The 17,760-nt window shown below is 70.5% G+C and carries 10 protein-coding genes; 6 read left to right on the top strand and 4 right to left on the bottom strand.

What is annotated here, in order from left to right:
• Positions 1-19 precede the first annotated feature (19 nt).
• Positions 20-8,644, top strand: a complete 8,625-nt coding sequence (locus K8612_RS14700; protein ID WP_223762716.1) for a non-ribosomal peptide synthetase/type I polyketide synthase — start codon at positions 20-22, stop codon at positions 8,642-8,644.
• Complete coding sequence (locus tag K8612_RS14705; protein ID WP_223743973.1) at positions 8,625-9,074, top strand: nuclear transport factor 2 family protein; 450 nt, start codon at positions 8,625-8,627, stop codon at positions 9,072-9,074. The genes K8612_RS14700 and K8612_RS14705 overlap by 20 nt, the downstream gene beginning before the upstream one ends.
• On the opposite strand, the gene K8612_RS14710 is transcribed toward K8612_RS14705, so the two are convergent.
• Positions 9,075-9,311 carry a hypothetical protein gene (locus K8612_RS14710; protein ID WP_223743972.1) on the bottom strand — a complete coding sequence of 79 codons (237 nt, stop codon included), beginning with the start codon at positions 9,309-9,311 and terminating at the stop codon, positions 9,075-9,077.
• Positions 9,312-9,349: 38 nt separating this feature from the next.
• Between K8612_RS14710 and K8612_RS14715 the strand changes: the two genes are divergently transcribed.
• The 4 genes from K8612_RS14715 to K8612_RS14730 all read left to right on the top strand — a co-directional run bounded on the left by K8612_RS14715 (position 9,350) and on the right by K8612_RS14730 (position 13,966).
• Positions 9,350-10,444 carry a glycerophosphodiester phosphodiesterase family protein gene (locus tag K8612_RS14715; protein WP_223762717.1) on the top strand — a complete coding sequence of 365 codons (1,095 nt, stop codon included), beginning with the start codon at positions 9,350-9,352 and terminating at the stop codon, positions 10,442-10,444.
• Between the two features lie 129 nt (positions 10,445-10,573).
• On the top strand, positions 10,574-11,080 hold the full coding sequence (locus K8612_RS14720; protein WP_223744039.1) for a MarR family winged helix-turn-helix transcriptional regulator: 507 nt from the start codon (positions 10,574-10,576) through the stop codon (positions 11,078-11,080).
• Between the two features lie 45 nt (positions 11,081-11,125).
• On the top strand, positions 11,126-12,409 hold the full coding sequence (locus K8612_RS14725; protein WP_223743970.1) for an HlyD family secretion protein: 1,284 nt from the start codon (positions 11,126-11,128) through the stop codon (positions 12,407-12,409).
• Positions 12,410-12,415: 6 nt separating this feature from the next.
• On the top strand, positions 12,416-13,966 hold the full coding sequence (locus K8612_RS14730; protein ID WP_223743969.1) for a DHA2 family efflux MFS transporter permease subunit: 1,551 nt from the start codon (positions 12,416-12,418) through the stop codon (positions 13,964-13,966).
• A gap of 117 nt (positions 13,967-14,083) precedes the next feature.
• Here K8612_RS14730 and K8612_RS14735 read toward each other — a convergent pair whose 3' ends face one another.
• The 3 genes from K8612_RS14735 to K8612_RS14745 form a co-directional block, all read right to left on the bottom strand.
• A complete protein-coding gene (locus tag K8612_RS14735; protein ID WP_223743968.1) occupies positions 14,084-14,911 on the bottom strand; it encodes a hypothetical protein in 828 nt (275 codons plus the stop codon).
• Positions 14,908-15,669, bottom strand: a complete 762-nt coding sequence (locus K8612_RS14740) for a phosphatidylinositol 4-kinase (protein ID WP_223743967.1) — start codon at positions 15,667-15,669, stop codon at positions 14,908-14,910. Before K8612_RS14740 ends, K8612_RS14735 begins: the two co-directional genes overlap by 4 nt.
• A gap of 445 nt (positions 15,670-16,114) precedes the next feature.
• Entirely contained in the window at positions 16,115-17,650 is a 1,536-nt protein-coding gene (locus tag K8612_RS14745) for a S1 family peptidase (RefSeq protein ID WP_223740799.1), read from the bottom strand.
• Positions 17,651-17,760 lie beyond the last annotated feature (110 nt).

Below are 17,760 nucleotides of genomic sequence, written 5' to 3' on the forward strand. Positions count from 1 at the left end.
TGGGGGGCAATGACTCATCATGAATTCCATCTCCGCGCACCCGCGGCGGGACATCGCCACGCTGTTTGAAGCACACGCACGCGCCACACCCGAGGCCGTGGCACTGCACTTCGATGGCGGTGTGCTCCGCTATGACACGCTCAACCAGCGCGCGAACCGGCTGGCGCGGCGGCTCCAGGCGCTCGGCGTGGGGCCCGACCAGCCCGTGGGCATCCTCGCTGACCGCACACCGGAAACGGTGGTGGGAGTGCTGGGCATCCTGAAGGCAGGGGGCGCCTATCTCCCCCTGGACCCGGGCCATCCCCAGGAGCGGCTCGCCGCGATGATGCAGGACTCCGGGATGCGGGTCCTCGTCGGACGGCGCGAGGCCGCCCAGGGGCTGCGCTTCCAGGGGCACGTCGTCGAGCCTCCCGCTCCGGATGAACCCCTGGAGGAACAGGATGCCGTGGATGTGCGGGGCGGCGCGGGGCCGGACTCACTGGCGTATGTGCTCTACACGTCCGGCTCCACGGGGAGGCCCAAGGGCGTGTGCATCCCGCACCGGGGCGTGGCGCGGCTGGTGCTGGACGCGGGCTTCATGGGCTTCCGGCGCGAGGACCGCGTGCTCCAGGCCGCGTCGTATGCCTTCGATGCCTCGACGCTGGAGGTCTGGGGCGCGCTGCTGAACGGCGCGACGCTGTGTCTGGTTTCACGGGAGACCCTGCTGTCGCCTCCGCTCCTCGCGGCGAAGCTCCAGCGGGATGCCATCTCCGCCGCCGTGCTGAGCACGTCGCTGTTCCATCAACTGGCCGCGGCCATCCCGGGCGCGTTCGGCGGGCTCCGCGTCCTCATGGTGGGCGGTGACGTGCTGGACCCCAAGTGGGTGGCGCGAGTCATGGCGCACGGAAGGCCCCAGCGGCTGCTCAACAGCTATGGACCCACGGAGTGCACCACCTCCGCGACGGCGTATGAGCTCCTCGTGCCTCCGGCGCCGGGCGTGGCCATCCCCATCGGCAGGCCGCTCGCGGGGCTCCAACTGCATGTCCTGGACGACGCGGGGAAGGCGCTGTCCGTGGGCGAAGTGGGGGAGCTGTACCTGGGCGGCGAGGGGCTCGCGCGGGGCTACCTGAACCGGCCCGCCCTCACCGGCGAGCGGTTCCCGCCGGATCCGTTCAGCGGCGTGCCCGGGGCGCGGATGTACCGGACCGGAGACCGGGCGCGGTGGCTCCAGGACGGCAACCTGGAGTTCCTGGGGCGGGTGGACCACCAGGTGAAGATCCGTGGCGCGCGGGTCGAGCTGGCGGAGATCGAGAGCGTCCTGCGCACCCACCCGCGAGTCGGTGACGCCGTGGTCCGCGTGCACGAGGTCTCCCCGGGCGACAAGCGGCTCGTCGCGTATGTCTCACCGCGCGGGGTGGAGGACGCGGAGCTGCGCGCGTACCTGGGGGCGAAGCTGCCGGACTTCATGCTCCCGCATGCGCTCGTGGCGCTGGACGCCATGCCGCTCAACTCCAGCGGCAAGGTGGACACCTCGCGGCTTCCGGCGCCGCGCTTCGGCTCGGGGGAGGGTGATGCACCGCGCACGCTGCTGGAGCAGGAGATCACTCGCGTCTGGTCGGAGGTCCTGGGGACGCAGCAGGCCGGCACACAGGATCGCTTCATGGAGTCGGGCGGGGACTCGCTGCTCGCGATCCGCTTCATCGAGCGGCTGGAGCAGGCGGTGTCGGTCCGCCTCCCGGTGCGGACACTCTTCGACAGCCCGAGCATCGCGGAGCTGGCGCGGTGGGTGGAGTCGGCACGGGGCGCGGGCCGGAGCATCGACGTGCCCCCCATCGTCCCGGTGGACCGGACGCGGCCCCTGCCCCTGTCCGACTCCCAGCGGCAACTGTGGCTCCTGGAGCAACTGGCGCCCCGGAGCGCCGTCTACAACGAGCCCTTCACGCTGTACCTGCCCGGTGACCTCCAGCCTGACGCGCTGGAGCGGGCGTTCCGTTCACTCATCGCCCGGCATGAGGTGCTGCGGACGACCTTCGGCTCCACGCCGGACGGTCCGTTCCAGCGCGTGCATCCGGACATGCCGTTCCACCTGCGGCGCGTGGACCTGCACGCCGTCCCTGGGAGCCTGCGCAGCGCGAAGGCGTCGCAGTTGGCCACCCAGGAGGCGCGTGAGCCCTTCGACCTGGAGCACGGGCCGCTGCTGCGTGCGACGTGGATGCGCTTGAGCGCGACGGAGAGCCGCCTCGCCCTGGTGATGCACCACCTCATCGTGGATGGCTTCACGATGGCGACGTTCCTCCAGGAGCTGCACCGGTTCTATCTGGCGGACGCACCTGCGCCGCCGCCCCTGCCGCTCCAGTACGGCGACGCCGCCGTCTGGCAGCAGGGGGCCCGCTACCGGGAGGCCATCGCACCGCACCTGGAGTGGTGGAAGCAGGCGCTCGCGGGGGCTCCGCACCTGGAGCTGCCCACGCAGCATCCCCGCCCGCAGGCCCCGAGCTTCCGCGGGGGCAAGCACGTCGTGCGAATCCCCGGGGACCTCCTGGAGTCCGTGAAGGCGCTGGGGCGCGGCGAGGACGCCTCGCTCTTCATGACGCTGCTGTCCGTGTTCGGCGCGTTGCTGCACCGCTACTCCGGAGCGGACGACCTCATCGTCGGAGGGGCCTTCTCCGGGCGGAGCCGCGAGGAGGCGCGGGCCATCTCCGGACACTTCGTGAACCTGCTGCCGCTGCGGCTGCGCTTCTCCGAGGGGCTGACCGTCCGGGGACTCCTGGAGCAGGGGCGCCGCGTCTGCCTGGAGGCGCTCGAACATCAGGACGCGCCATTCCCGCGCATCGTGGAGGCGGTGAACCCGGCGCGCATCCCCGGCGCCAACCCGCTGTTCCAGGTGAGCTGCACGCTGGAGCCGCGCATCTCGGTGCCGGCGCCGGACTGGCGGGTGGAGCCCCACGACATCGACACGGGGACGTCGAAGCTCGACCTCTCCATCGAGCTGGACGAGCGGCCCGACGGCATGTCCGTGCGGTGGGAGTACGCGCTGGACGTCTTCGAGCCGTGGATGGTCCACCAGATGGGCCAGCACTTCGTGACGCTGCTGCGCGAGGCCTCGCACGACGCGGAGCAGTTGGTCTCGGCGTTGCCGATGCTCTCGGAGGCGGAGCAGTCACAGGGGCTCGCCTGGGCCCATGGACCCGTGCGGGACGTGTCGCACGCGGCCTGTCTGCACCAGCCGTTCGAGGCCCAGGTGGAGCGCACGCCGGACGCGCCGGCCCTCGTCTTCCAGGGGCGGTCCTTGAGCTACCGGGCGCTGGACGCGGCGGCGAACCGGCTGGCCCATCACCTCATCTCCCAGGGCATCCGGCCTGGAGACTTCGTGGGCGTCTGTGTCCAGCGCTCCTTCGAGCTGATCATCGCGCTGTTGGGGACGCTGAAGGCGGGCGCGGCCTACGTGCCGTTGGACCCCGCCTATCCCAGGGCGCGGCTGGAGTTCACGGCGCGGGACGCGGGGCTGAGGCTCATCCTCGCGCGGGAGGCGACGCTCTCGCTCATGGACGGCGCGGGCGTCCCGGTGGTCGCGCTGGAGCAGGTGCGCGGCGGCCCGGAGGACACGCCCCGGGTCCACGTCACCGGGGAGGACCTCGCGTATGTCATCTACACCTCTGGCTCCACGGGACAGCCCAAGGGCGTGTGCATCAGCCACCGGAGCGCGGTGCACCTGACGGAGACCGTGGCCTCGGACTTCGGCTTCGCACCGGGCCAGCGCGTGGCGCAGTGCGCGCGCTACGGCTTCGACTTCTCCGTCGCGGAGATCTTCCCGACGCTCTCCTCCGGCGCCACGCTGTACCTCATGGCCCAGGAGGACCTGGCCGCCGGTGAGGAGCTGGCGGACTTCCTGGAGACCCGGCGCATCCACACCGCGATGTGCACTCCGTCAGCGCTGGCCTCCATGGCGTGGCGGGCGCTTCCGGACCTGAAGGTGCTGGTGATTGGAGGCGAGGAGCTCCCCGCGCGGCTCGTGGACACGTGGGCCCCGGGCCGCCGGTTCATCCAGGTCTACGGGCCCACCGAGGCCACGGTCTTCACGACGACCGCGGAGTGCGTGGCCGGCAGGGGCCCGTACTCCATCGGGACGCCCCTGCCGGGTTACGAGGTCTACCTGCTGGATGAGACCCTGACGCCGGTCCCCGTGGGCGTGCGCGGCGCGCTCTACATCGGGGGCAAGGGGCTGGCGCACGGCTACCTGCACCGCCCCGAACTGGACGCGGAGCGCTTCATCCCCCATCCCTTCAGCGCGGAGCCGGGAGCGCGCCTCTACAAGAGCGGAGACCTCGCCAGCCGTCGCCCGGACGGGGGCATCGACTTCCACGGACGGTCCGACCGTCAGCTCAAGCTGCGCGGCTTCCGCATCGAGCTGGGCGAAATCGAAGCCGCGTTGCGCAACCACCCGGAGGTCCGGGACGCCGTGGTCGAACCCCGGCTGCTCGCGGGAGAGCGGCACCTGGTGGGCTACGTCATCCCCCGGGACGCCACCGTGACGCCTTCGTTCAAGGAGGCGCTGGGCGAAACGCTTCCCCCGCACATGGTGCCCCGGGAGTGGGTGCTGCTGGAGGCGTTCCCGCTGGGACCCACGGGGAAGCTCGACCGTAACGCGCTGCCGTTGCCTTCCGCCAACTCCCGGGCTGCTCCCGAAGCTCCCGCGTCCACGGAGCGTGAGAAGGCACTGGAGCGCATCTGGTGCCGGATCCTCGGCGTGGAGCGCGTCGGCAGGCAGCAGGGGTTCTTCGACGCGGGCGGCAACTCGCTGCTGCTCGCGCGGGTCCAGTCCGCGCTGGCCTCGGAGCTGGGCCTCCGCGTGAGCATGGCCACGCTGTTCCAGTTCCCGACCCTCAAATCCCTCGCGCGGCACCTGGACGCGGACCCCACCGTGTCTGCGGTGACGCCGGAGCCCCCGCGGAGCCCCGTGCGCTCCTCGGAGCCCATCGCCATCATCGGCACGGCGGGGCGGTTCCCGGGGGCTCCCAGCGTCGAGGCGCTGTGGACGCTGCTGGTGGAGGGCCGTGAGGGCTTGTCCCGCTTCAGCCGGGAGACGCTGCTCGCCGCGGGCGAGGACCCCCAGCTTTTGGAAGACCCCGCCTACGTCCGGGCCTCCGGGCTGCTGGAGGACGTCGAGTCCTTCGACGCCGCCTTCTTTGGCTACAGCCCCCTGGACGCGCGGCTGATGGATCCGCAGCTCCGCGTGTTCCTGGAGTGCGCGTGGGAGGCGCTCGAAGCGGCGGGCTATGACCCGAAGCGGCTGCCCGGCAAGGCGGGGCTGTTCGCGGGCTCGGGAGTGCCGCGCTACTGGCTGGACCAGGTGCTGCCGCGCTTCCGCTCGCTCTCCGCGGCCTCGGACGCATACCGGTCCATCCTGGGCAACCCGTGGCAGTTCCTCGCCACCGCGACGGCGTATCAACTGGGCCTGCGCGGGCCCGCGCTCACGGTGCAGACCGCCTGCTCCACGTCCCTGGTGGCCGTGCACCTGGCCTGCCAGAGCCTGCGGGCCGGCGAGTCCGACGTGGCCCTGGCGGGCGGTATCTCCCTCTTCGCGTCCGGCCCGTCCGGCTACCTCCACGAGGCCGGCGGCATCACCTCTCCGGACGGACACTGCCGTCCCTTCGACGCGAAGGGGCAGGGGACGGTGCCCTCCAGCGGCGTGGGCATCGTGGTGCTCAAGCGCCTGGAGGATGCGCTGCGGGAGGGGGACGCCATCCATGCCGTCATCCGGGGCTCGGCCATCAACAACGACGGAGACGCCAAGGTCGGCTTCACCGCCCCGAGCGTGGAGGGCCAGCGCGACGTCATCACGCGAGCCCACGCCGACGCGGGCGTGGCCGCTCGCGACATCACCTACGTCGAGGCCCACGGCACGGCGACGCCGCTGGGCGACCCGCTGGAGGTCCAGGCGCTGCGGCTCGCCTTCGGAGCGCGGGAGGCGTCAGAGCCCGCGGTGGTCCTGGGCGCGCTCAAGAGCAACGTGGGGCACCTGGACTCTGCGGCTGGCGTGGCGGGGTTGATCAAGACGACGCTGGCCCTGGAGCACCGCTTCCTCCCGGGCACCGTCCACTTCGAGCAGCCCCATCCCGAAGCCGGCCTGGAGCGTTCCCCGTTCGTCGTGAGCCGCGAAGGGCGGGCGTGGTCCCTGCCCGAGGGGTTCCCGCGGCTCGCGGGCGTCAGCGCGTTTGGCATTGGCGGAACGAACGCGCACGTCGTCCTCGAGGAGGCACGCCCCCAGCCCCCTGTCGCCGCGAGCCCGGCGGCGGAGGTGCTGGTGCTCTCGGCGCGGAGCGGTGAGGCGCTGGGCGCGGCCTCACGGCGGCTCGCGGAGCATCTGGAGCGGCACCCCGAACAGCCCCTGGCGGACGTCGCGTACACGTTGCAGGAAGGGCGGACGGCGTTCGGATACCGGCGCGCCATCGCGTGCGAGACCCCCGCGGAGGCCATCGCGATGCTCCGGCGGGACGAGCCCGTGCAGCCCGCTTCGTCCCCGCTGCCGGAGGTGTGCTTCCTGTTCCCGGGGACGGGCACGCAGGAGGTGGGCATGGGCGCGGCGTGGTACCGGCGCGCCCCGGCGTATCGCGAAGCCTTCGACGCATGCGCCGCGCTCTTCGGCCCGGAGCTGGAGCGGGGCCTCCGCGCCGCGCTGCTCACCGGCGAGCGCGGCGCACCGGAGGAGGAGGCGCTGCGGTTGCCCTCGCTGGGCATGGCCGCCATCTTCACGACGGAGTACGCGCTGTCGCGGTTGCTGGGCGCCTGGGGACTCCACCCGACGAGCCTCCTGGGGCACAGCCTGGGCGAATACACCGCCGCGTGCCTCTCCGGCGTCCTGTCGCTGGAGCAGGCCGTGTCGCTGGTCGCGCTGCGCGGCCGTCTCTGCGACGCACTGCCGCCTTCCGGCATGCTGGCCGTGCCGCTGTCGGAGGCCGTGCTCACGCAGGAGCTGCCGCCCGGGCTGTCCCTGGCCGCGGTCAACGGGCCCGGGCAGTGCGTGGTGTCCGGGGCGCTGGAGGCGGTGGAGGACTTCGCGGCGCGGCTGCGGGAGCGGGGCGTGAGGACGAAGCGCCTGCCGAACGCGAGCGGGTTCCACTCCGCGCTCGTGGAGCCCGCGATGCAGCCGCTCACGGACCTGGCCCGGTCGATGCGCCCGAAGTCCCCGGCCATTCCCCTCATCTCCAACGTCACGGGCACGTGGCTGACCGCGGACGACGCGCACGACCGCACGTACTGGGCCCGCCACCTGCGGCACACGGTCCGGTTCTCCCAGGGGCTGGAGCTGCTGCTGGAGGACCGCGAGCGGTTGTTCGTGGAGGTGGGACCGGGACAGACGCTCTCCGCGTTGACGCTGCTGAACCCCCGGGCGGGGCGGGAGCGGCTCGTGCTGCACACGCTCGGCCGGCATCCGTCCCCGGCGCGCGATGAACAGGCCCTGCTCCAGACCGTGGGGCAGCTCTGGTCCGCGGGCTTCCCCGTGGACTGGGGCGAGGTGCGTGGAGGCGGGCCGCGCAGGCGCGTGGTGCTGCCGACCTATCCCTTCGAGCGCAAGCGGTACACCCTGGCGGAGAAGGCGCCACGACCGCCGAGGCCTGAAGTCGCGAGCGCGCCCCGGCCGCTCAGCCGTGAGGAGGTCCGTTCCTCCTTGGAGGCCCTCTGGAAGGAGCTGCTCGGCGTGGACACGCTGACGCCGGACAGCCACTTCTTCGAGCTGGGGGGCACGTCGCTCCTGGTCGTGCAGCTCAACCGTGAGGTCAAGTCGCGGCTGTCGGTCAGCCTGTCGCTGCACTCGGTGCTGGAGCACCCGACGCTGGGCGCGTGGGTGCGCGCGGTCCAGGACGAGCTGGAGCGGACGGGGAGGCCGTTCCGCGAGGAGTCGAGGCTCCGGATGGTGCTCCAGGAGGGACGGCGCGGGCGGGCGCCGCTCTTCCTGGTGCAGCCCATCGGGGGCACCGTCTACACGTACCTGCCGCTGGCGAAGCAGTTGGGCGCGGACACGCCGGTCCACGCGTTCCGCGCGTCGGGGCTGGAGCCTGGAGAGGTGCTCTACCGCGACGTGCCGGCGATGGCCCGCGCGTACGTGGACGAGCTGCTGGCGTTCCAGCCCCAGGGCTCCTACTGGCTGGGCGGCCACTCCTCGGGCGGCGTCATCGCCTACGAGATGGCGGCCGAGCTGTTGAAGCGGGGCCACGCCGTGGCGGGCGTCATCCAGATCGACACGGTGACGGTGGAGGACTCGCGCAGGTTGAACGTCCGGAGCGTGGGAGACGTGCTCCGGCTCATGGACGCGTTCCAGGAGATCTCCCCGCGCGCGGCGGATGGGCTGCGGGCGGCCATGGAGCTCGACACGCGGCTGCGCGACGTGGTGCTCGCCACCAACGAGGCCATCGCCGCCTACGCGCCGGGGCGCCACGCGGTGCCGCTCATGTACCTGCGGGCCACGGAGCGGGACCCGGTGCTGGACTCGCACGCGGCGGGCTGGTGGAAGGCGCTGACGACCGCCGCGTTCCAGGCCCACGACGTGCGCGGCAACCACTTCACCGTCATGGAGGAGCCCCATGTGGCGGAGGTGGCGCGACTCATCCGTGAGCAACTGACAGCGGGAAGGGGAGGGGAGCGCGATGACCTCGACGCGGGATGAGTGGAAGACGGAGCTCTCACGGCGCTTCACCGCGTTCGTGGACGCCTACGAGCGCGGGAGCCTGGAGGCCCTGTCCCAGCTCTTCTGGCACGACGAGGACATCGTGGTCGTGGGCACGCACTCCAACCTCCACTTCATCGGCTGGAATCACGTGGAGCACTCCTTCCGCACCCAGTTCGGCAGCCTGCGCGACATCCGCGTGACGCTGCGCTCGGAGCAGCTCTGGCACGGGGGCGCCGCGCCCTCCACGCTGGCCTGCCTCACCGTGCCCGCGATGGACATCGCCCTGGTCTCGGGCGGCAGGCCCGTCACCTTCGAGGGCATCCGCGTGGCCTGCGCCTTCGAGCGCCGGGGCACCGAGTGGCGGATGGTCCAGATGCACTGGTCGCTTCCGCGCACGGAGGTGCTGGTGGAGCACAAATACCGCTGATCACCCCGGAGGCAGCGGCGAGCGCCGGGGCGTGCCCAGCAGCTCCAGCGTGCGCAGCGCCACGTCCGCCAGCGTGGATGCGCACGGCATGCAGCCTCCGCCGCAGCAGGGCGGCCACTCCCCCTCCGGGTCCCTCAAGAGCGGATACACGCAGGCCCGCAGGGACGGCGGGAGTCCCGCGTCGTCACACGCCTGACGCAGCGCTGCCTGCACGGTGGCATCCTTCACGTCCATCACTTCCGCTTCCTAACCGACACGCGGAGGGAAGGCAGCCCATGCGCGCGGCATCGTTTCTCCGTCAGGCCCTCGCGGTGCTCCTGGCGGGCCTCACCTGGGGATGCACCAGGACCGCCCTCACCCGGCCCGAGGACGACCCCACGCTGCGCCTCATGGACACCTTGCGTGCGCACGCACGGACGCACGCTCCCGTGTGCGCTCCATCCGTGTCTTTGCTGCGGCCCGGAGGCGGCATCGACCTGGAGCGCCTCCGCGCCGCCGGCCACCCGGTCATCGTCTGGACCGTGAACGACCTGCCCACGATGCAGGCCCTGCTCCGGCGCGGCGTGGACGGCATCATCAGCGACCGGCCGGACCTCCTGATGCAGGCGGTGCGCGACTTCGACGCCAACGGCGACGGCATCCCCGGGGACCTGCTGGACGCGGACGGGCTCATCGACCCGAAGCGCTTCGATGCGCAGGGCCACCGGGGCGCGCGAAACCTGCGGCCGGAGAACACGCTGCCCGCCTTCGAGGCCGCGCTCGACCACCGGATGACCACGCTGGAGCTGGACACCGTCCTCACCGCCGACGGCGTCCCCGTGCTCTCCCACGACCCGGACCTGTCCCCCACGAAGTGCCGTCACGCGGATGGCAGCCCGCTGTCCGCCCCCGTCCCCATCGCGACCCTCACCGTCGCCCGGCTCCAGGCCACCTTCGTCTGCGACCGGCTACTCCAGGACCGCCCCGAACAGACGAACGACCGCGCCCGCTCCCCGGAGGCCGTCGCCTTCGCCGCCCGCGCGGGGCTCCCGGACCCGTACACCGTCCCCACCCTGCGCCAGGTGTTCGCCTTCGCGGCGGAGCAGGCGGACGCCGCCCATGAAGCCCGCGACCCGCTCCGCGCCCGGAACGCCCGCCGCGTCCGCTTCAATGTGGAACTCAAACGGACGTCTCCGAAGGCAGCCATCGCCGAGGCCCACGGCGACGCGGTCGCCCGGGTCATCCAGGAGGCAGCACTCGCCCCGAGGGTGGACGTGCAGTCCTTCGACCTGCGCGCCGTGCGCTCCATGCAGGACAGACACCCCCGGCTCCGCGCTGTTCTCCTCCTGGAAACGCGCCCCACCGCCGCCGACGTGAAGGCGGCCGAGTAGCCAGACGGTCCACTCCCCGGCCGTGAAATCAAGGATTTAGTCAGGCGACGAAATCATCTTGCGCAAAATCGTTAGGGGCCTTACTAGACGCCCGTCTTGACCCCTTCCCGCCCCAAGAACGCCACGCCGATGAAGCTCGTGCCCCGGTACGAGCGGCTGAAGCAGTTGGCCCAGCGCTTCCCCGCGCTCGACCCCAGCGCCATCGAGACGTGTCTGACGATGCTGCGGCTCTCCAACGATTTGACCGGCGCCTACGAGGCGCACTTCGCGCGGCACGGCGTGTCCCACGGGCGCTTCGTCGTGCTGGTGCAGTTGTTCGCGGCGGAGGACGCGGGGCAGACGCTGCGCCCCGCGGAGCTCGCGGAGCTGGCGAGCTGCAGCCGCGCGACCATCACCGGCCTCTTGGACACGCTGGAGAAGGACGGCTTCATCTCCCGCACGGATCACCCCGAGGACCGGCGCATGTACTCCGTGCAGCTCACCTCGAAGGGCCGCGAGTTCATCCTGGGCATGATGCCCGACCACTACCGCCGCATCGCCGCGCTCATGGCTCCCTTGAGCCTGGATGAGCGGGACACGCTTCGCGCGCTGCTCGCCAAGGTGTCCTCCGGCATCCCCGCCCTGCGGGACCCCTGAGCCTCTTCCCACACCCCATCTTCAACGCCGTCCCGAGCAACAACCATGACGACCCGCACCGCCCCTTCGCTGGAAGCCGCTCCCACCCCCGAAGCCCCCGCCGTCGCGAAGCCCGCGAAGCGCTCGCGCGCCAAGCAGGTGCTGCCCATCCTCGTGGGCGTGGCGGTGCTGGGCGGGGGCACGCGCTTCCTCCTCACCCACGGCCACGAGTCCACCGACGACGCCCAGGTGGAGGGCCGCATCGCCAACGTGTCCCCGCGCGTGGCCGGTCAGGTGGCCCGCGTGCTGGTGCGGGACAACCAGACGGTGAAGGCCGGCGACGTGGTGGTGGAGCTGGACCACGCGGACCTGGACGCGCGCCTGGAGGTCGCTCGCGCGGACGTGATGAGCGCGGAGGCCCAGCTCTCCAACGCCCAGGCCCAGCTCACCCTCACGGAGGCCAACGCGGGCGCCAACCTGCGCCAGGCCCGCGCCGGCGTCACCCAGGCCTCCAGCGGCATCAGCTCCTCCAAGGCCGCGTTGGACCAGGCCCGCGCGGACGTGACCGCGTCCGAGGCGCGCTTCAAGCTGGCGGAGACGGACCTGGGCCGCATCAAGCAACTGCGCGAGCAGGGCGCCGTGGCCCAGGCGGACCTGGACGCCCGTCAGGCCGCGTATGATCAGGCCCGGGCCGCCCTGGACCAGTCGCGCGCGCGGCTGACCTCCACGGAGGCCGGCATCCAGAGCTCCTCCGGTGGCCTGGAGGCCGCGCAGGGCAAGCTCAGCGCCGCGGAGACGGCGCCCGTGCAGGTGCAGGCCGCGCAGGCCGCGCTGAAGCTGGCGGAGGCCCGGCTCAAGCAGACCCGCGCCGCGCTGACGCTCTCGGAGCTGGCCGTGTCCTACGCGCAGGTGCGCGCCCCGGTGGACGGCGTGGTCAGCCGCCGCACCGTGGAGGTGGGGCAGATGGTGGGCCCGGAGCGCCCGCTGATGGCCATCGTCCCGCAGAACGACATCTGGGTCGTGGCCAACTTCAAGGAGGACCAGGTCGGTGAGATGCGCCCGGGCCAGCCGGTGGAGCTGGAGGTGGACGCCTTCGGCAGCCACGCGTTCAAGGGCCACGTGGACAGCCTCGCGGGCGCCAGCGGCGCGCGCTTCGCCCTGCTGCCGCCGGACAACGCGTCCGGCAACTTCGTGAAGGTCGTGCAGCGCATCCCCGTGCTCATCCGCTTCGACGGCGACCGCAAGGACCTGCCCATCAAGCCGGGCATGAGCGTCTACGTCACCGTGGACACCCGCGCGAAGCCGGAGCCCCAGAAGTCGGCGGCGGCGGATACGCGGAAGGCGGAGTAACCCACCGTGGACGCACGCCGCGACGTCATCCAAGGTTCCAAGGCGGGCATCACCATCGCGGCCATGGCCGCGGCGCTGATGTCCGTGCTGGACATCTCCATCGTCAACGTGGCCCTGAGCGACATCCGCGCGAGCTTCGGCACGCCGTTGGATCAGATCGCCTGGGTGTCCACCGGCTACATGATGGCCAACGTGGTGGTCATCCCGATGACGGGCTGGCTCCAGCGCCGCTTCGGCTACCGGAGGTACTTCACCTTCTCCATCCTCCTGTTCACGGTGGCCAGCGTGCTGTGCGGCCTGTCATGGAACCTGCCCTCGCTGGTGGCCTTCCGCATCCTCCAGGGCATGGGCGGCGGCGCCATCATCCCCACGTCCCAGGCCATCCTCTTCGCCCGCTACCCGCGCGAGGAGCACGGCATGGCGGGCGCGCTCTTCGGCCTGGGCGCCGTGACGGGCCCGCTGCTGGGGCCCACCGTGGGCGGGCTCCTCATTGAAGCGGCGAGCTGGCACTGGATCTTCCTCATCAACGTGCCGGTGGGCCTCTTCGCCGCGTACATGGCGTGGCGCTCCATCGAGCAGCCCCACTTCGAGCCGTCCACGGAGAAGGTGGACCGCAACGGCATCGCGCTGCTCGCCGTGGGCATGGCGTGCCTCCAGTACGTGCTGGAGGAGGGGCACCGCGAGGACTGGTTCGACAGCCGGCTCATCACCCTGCTGGCGGTCATCGCGGGCATCGCGCTCATCACCTTCGTCGTCCACGAGCTGGAGACCCCCAGCCCCGTGGTGGACCTGCGCGTGTTCGCCAACCGCTCCTACTCCGCGGCCACGGGGGTGAACTTCCTGGTGGGCACGGCGCTGTTCTCCGGCTCGTTCCTCTTCAGCCTCTTCTGCGGCTCGGTGATGCGCTACGAGGCGTTGGACATCGGGCTCATCTTCCTCAAGGGCAGCGCCATCCAGGTGCTGCTGATGCCGCTCATCGGCAAGTTCGGCGGCAAGGTGGACGGCCGGCTCCTCATCGGCTTCGGCGTCCTGGGCGTGAGCCTGTCCTTGTGGACCAACGGCCACCTGACCACGCGCGTGGATGAAATCACCCTCATCACGCCGGTGTTCATCCGCGCCTGCTCGCTGGGCTTCATCTTCGTGCCGCTGTCGGTGATGGCGCTCAGCAACCTGCGCCCGGAGCAGCGAGGCAACGCGGCGGGCCTCTTCAACCTCACCCGCGAGCTGGGCGGCTCCATCGGCACCGCGTGGATGAGCAGCGCGCTCAGCCGCTCCACCCAGGCCAACGTCACCGCCATCACCTCGCACGTGGACGTCTACGGGCAGGTGGCCCAGGAGCAGGTCGCCTCCATGACGGGCGCCATGGCCTCCCGGGGCGTGCTCAACCCCACGGGCGCCGCCTACGGCCTCTTGAGTCAGCGCATCAGCGCGCAGGCGCTGGTGCGGGCCTTCAACGCCAACTTCCTCATCCTCGCCGCGCTGTTCGTCTGCGCCCTCATCCTGGTGGCCATGCTCCAGAAGGCGGACCCCAACGTGAAGGTGGAAGGCGCGCACTGATCGGGAAGACGAATAACCCCTTGAGCTTTCCGGGGAGGCTCAACATCCGAGTTCCCCCGCCCCCGCTTACTTCCTCCACCGCTGGCGGCCCCCCTCATTCGTCAGAGCCGGCAGTCATCAGTGGAGGGCGAGTGCGCCTTGGTCGCCGCCGGTTCGTCCCACGGCCATAATGCGCTGGAGAAACGGCATGCGCTGAGAGGGGTCGTCTACGTTGATGATCTCGTGGGCAGCCCCCTTGAGCACGTCTTGGGCTTCCGCAAGGGCTCCTTCATAGCCACCCGTCAGGACGTAGACGATGAAGGTCGGCTTCCGCAGAGTGTTCGCCATCTCGAACAGAGAGCGAAAGGCCAGAAAGGACTCACTGAGTCCTTTGAGGTCGTCGGTCAGCTTTGCTCGCGTCCCGACGATGGGTTCCATGAGCAACAGCTCAGAGGCCCCTGGCACGTAGTGCGCGATGGGGTGCTTGACCTGAGGCAATCCCTGCTTGGGTGACTGGACAGGAAGGTTCTCTGCGTGGAACTTCCTGCGAACAAACTGCGAAACGTGCCACTGCTCGAAGAAGCGATACCCCATGGACTCCCGCCGTTGCCGGTAAGCGGCGTCCTTGGTGTCCTGTTCCCTCAACCCCTTCTGTGGGAGGACGAAGGACTCCACCCATGCAACTGGATTGTCCACACCGTCAGGAATGCGACGCGGCTCCGATAGGCCCGCCAGAGAACTCACTTCTCCGGACCGAACGTCGAGTTCACTGCATCCCGACAGGGCGTCGAGTACCAACTGCATGGTCACCCATGCCGACCTGCTCCCTATGCAGGCAGGCCCAGGAAGTGCCGGCGCGCGCACCAACTCCACTCGGCCGCCCGACTCAACGAGCGCCCCAACGGTCACTTTCGTCCCCGCGAAGGGGTCCGGCATGTACTGAACGAGTCGGAACCGGGCGGTCATGGGAAGCCTTCGAGAACCTTCAGGTACTCCTCAACGAGATCGACGGCGCTTTCCATTCGGCGGGAAAGTGCTTCTAACAGTAAGGGGGCAGTCCCCTCGGAGACAATCTCGCAGGCCTCGGTAACGTAGCGCTCTAACGTCGAGGTTCTCGCCAGTTTGGCCGCCTGCTTTGCCGCAGCGAAGGCCCCAACCCGCATCAACTCCAGTGGTAAGGCCCTGGCACTATTGGGCTTTTTCGGAACCCCCAGGTCAAGCGCGATGAAGTCCTGCGGGTGCCCCACCAGGGCATTCCCTACATCGATCGACCATGCGATGAGGTTCTCCTCTCCCTGTTCTGGGACGAGCAGGATGTTCTTAGCGTGGCGGTCTGCGTTGTAGAGCAACGCGTCGAGCGCCAGCATCGCTCCAAACTCGTCGATGTTCTGGACGAAGTGAGCATAGTTCCGCTGCCAGTGGAGTGCGTTGGGGACGTAGGAACTCAGCCAGGATAGCTCGTCTCCGGAACCACAAATCGCCCCTACGGGGGCCCTGACACCGATGTCTCGGCCGATGAGCCACCCGAGGCTCTCGGCGAGAATGGGCTGCCAGCCCGTGTAGAGCATCTTCTTGCGTACCCACTTGCGGCCGCTTCCATCGACGGCGAACACCGCCTCGCTAGAGTGGTCGACCTCGACGGCCCGAGCATCGACCACGGCACTGACGCGCTCAATGGCGTTCCCGAAGAGGTGGCCGCCCCCACCTGTGCCGGAGGGCGTCACGAGCCAATCTCCCCTCTGCAACGCAGTTCTCTGCTGGGCGCCGCGTCGTCCCACCTACCCCGGTTCAAGGCCCATAGGGGCTGGTCCCATTTATGGGACACACATGACCACGGTCCGAACGGACCTGGACCAAGGTCCCGACTGATGCCAGCCGAGCGTGCCCGCGAAGGCTTCCTCACACTGCGGGCCTACTCCGGGGTTAGTGGCGGGGCAAGAACTTGTTCGAACCTCTCGGTCGGTAGCCATTGCTCTGACTCGCCCTATTCAATCGCTGCAACCTTCCCAGGGATAGCACCAAGGGATGGGTCTTAGAGCCATGTCCAAATGGGTAACCGCATCAGCGGTGTCCCCCTGACCCAGCCATCGCCCGCTGCAAACGACGAAGCGCGGGTCCCCACCACACCGGGGGCCCGCGCTTCTTCGTTTCAGGCGCGGCGGGGAGCGGCTACCGGCGCCACTTCTGCGCGGCGGTGCCGTTGCACTCCCAGAGCTGCAGCGGGGTGCCGCTGGCGGAGTTGCCGCCCGTCACGTCCACGCACTTGTTGGCCTGGGGGTTCACCAGGTCACCGGCGCCGGAGAGGATGAACTGCTGCGCGGGGTTGCCGTTGCAGCTCACCAACTGGATGGCCGTGCCGTTGGCGCTGGAGCCCCAGGCCACGTCCATGCACTTGCCGAACGCGCGCACGGTGCCGTCCGACATGAAGGTCCACTTCTGCGCGTTGGTGCCGTTGCAGTCCCAGAGCTGCAGCCGGGTGCCGTCGTTGCTGTTGGAGTTCGGCACGTCGATGCACTTGTTCGCCAGGCCGATGATGGGGCCGCCCGTGCCGCCACCGCCCGTGGTGGTGAGCGACAGGCCGTAGGCGCTCAGGATGGGGAGGAGCGGCTGGAAGACGGTGTTGCCGCCGGAGGTGCAGTTGCCGCCCGCGCCGGACGTCACGCCCTGCGCCTGGTTGCCGGACAGCCATGAGCCGCCGGAGTCACCGCCCTCCGCGCACGCGCTGGACGCCGTGAGGCCGTACACCGGGCCCGCGGAGTAGTTCACCGTGACGTTCTTCCCCGTGATGACGCCGCAGCGCCAGCCCGTGGTGGAGCCCGAGCGGCACACGGACGCGTTGACGCCCGCCTCCTGCGAGCCCTGCACCAGCACGTTGGCGCCCGCGTAGTTGTTCACCCACGGCTGCGAGCCCCACGAGCCGTTGGTGCGCACCCAGGCGTAGTCGTTGCCGGGCCAGCTCGCCGCCACCACCGTGCCCTGCGCCACGCCGTTGAAGCCGCTGGTGCCCGTGCCCGGCCCGCCGCAGTGGCCCGCCGTCACGAAGCCGCCCGCCACCGGGAAGCCGATGGAGCAGCGCGAGCCGCCCGGGTAGTACGCGTCACCGCCGCGCAGGTCGTACACCGGCTGGAACTCCTCGCGCGACGGCACCGTGCGCACCGCGGGGTGCTTCACGCCCGCCTTCGCGACGAAGTCCGTGCCGCCCGTCAGCGCGGAGTCCTGCGCCAGCACCACAACGCTGTTCGTCATCACGTCCACGTACCAGGCATGCACGGCGCGGCCCGCCATCCGGCTGTCGCGGTCCAGCCGGGCCTTCACCGCCTCCAGCTCCGCCTGCGTGTACTTCACCTTCTGGGGCACCGCCCCCGCGCGGCGCACCGCGTCCGCGTCCGCGTCCGTCGTCACGCCCACCACCAGCGCGCCGCCGTCCGCGCTCATCCACGCGCCGCCAAAGCGCTCGCCCAACTCCGCGCGCAGGGCGCCCTCCACGCGCACCGCCGCCGCCTCCGACGCCAGCCGCCGCTTCGCGCCGTCCGCCGTCAGGCCCAGGTCCCGCTGCATCGCGGAGAGCAGCTCGGGCGACACGTCGTGCGCCAGCGCCGCCTCCGCCGGGGAGGGCGCCGCCATCGCCATCGTGGGAATGACGCTCAACGTGGCGCCAGCGAACAGCGCCGTCGCGGTGGAGAACAGCCCGGAGGTCCGCTTCATCGGGTCCTGCCTTTCGTGCTGCGGGGGAGCCCGGAGTGAAACCCGACTGAGCCGAGATAATCAAACAATTCAAGAATTACTGAAATTCTCCGACATTTTTGTGTGGTCGA

This window comes from Corallococcus sp. AS-1-6, from assembly GCF_020037015.1.
Taxonomy (GTDB): Bacteria; Myxococcota; Myxococcia; order Myxococcales; family Myxococcaceae; genus Corallococcus.

Coding starts and splice junctions, on each gene's coding strand:
- K8612_RS14700 (WP_223762716.1), top strand. CDS start 20: ATGAATTCCATCTCCGCGCACCCGCGGCGGGACATCGCCACGCTGTTT.
- K8612_RS14705 (WP_223743973.1), top strand. CDS start 8,625: ATGACCTCGACGCGGGATGAGTGGAAGACGGAGCTCTCACGGCGCTTC.
- K8612_RS14715 (WP_223762717.1), top strand. CDS start 9,350: ATGCGCGCGGCATCGTTTCTCCGTCAGGCCCTCGCGGTGCTCCTGGCG.
- K8612_RS14720 (WP_223744039.1), top strand. CDS start 10,574: ATGAAGCTCGTGCCCCGGTACGAGCGGCTGAAGCAGTTGGCCCAGCGC.
- K8612_RS14725 (WP_223743970.1), top strand. CDS start 11,126: ATGACGACCCGCACCGCCCCTTCGCTGGAAGCCGCTCCCACCCCCGAA.
- K8612_RS14735 (WP_223743968.1), bottom strand. CDS start 14,911: ATGACCGCCCGGTTCCGACTCGTTCAGTACATGCCGGACCCCTTCGCG.
- K8612_RS14745 (WP_223740799.1), bottom strand. CDS start 17,650: ATGAAGCGGACCTCCGGGCTGTTCTCCACCGCGACGGCGCTGTTCGCT.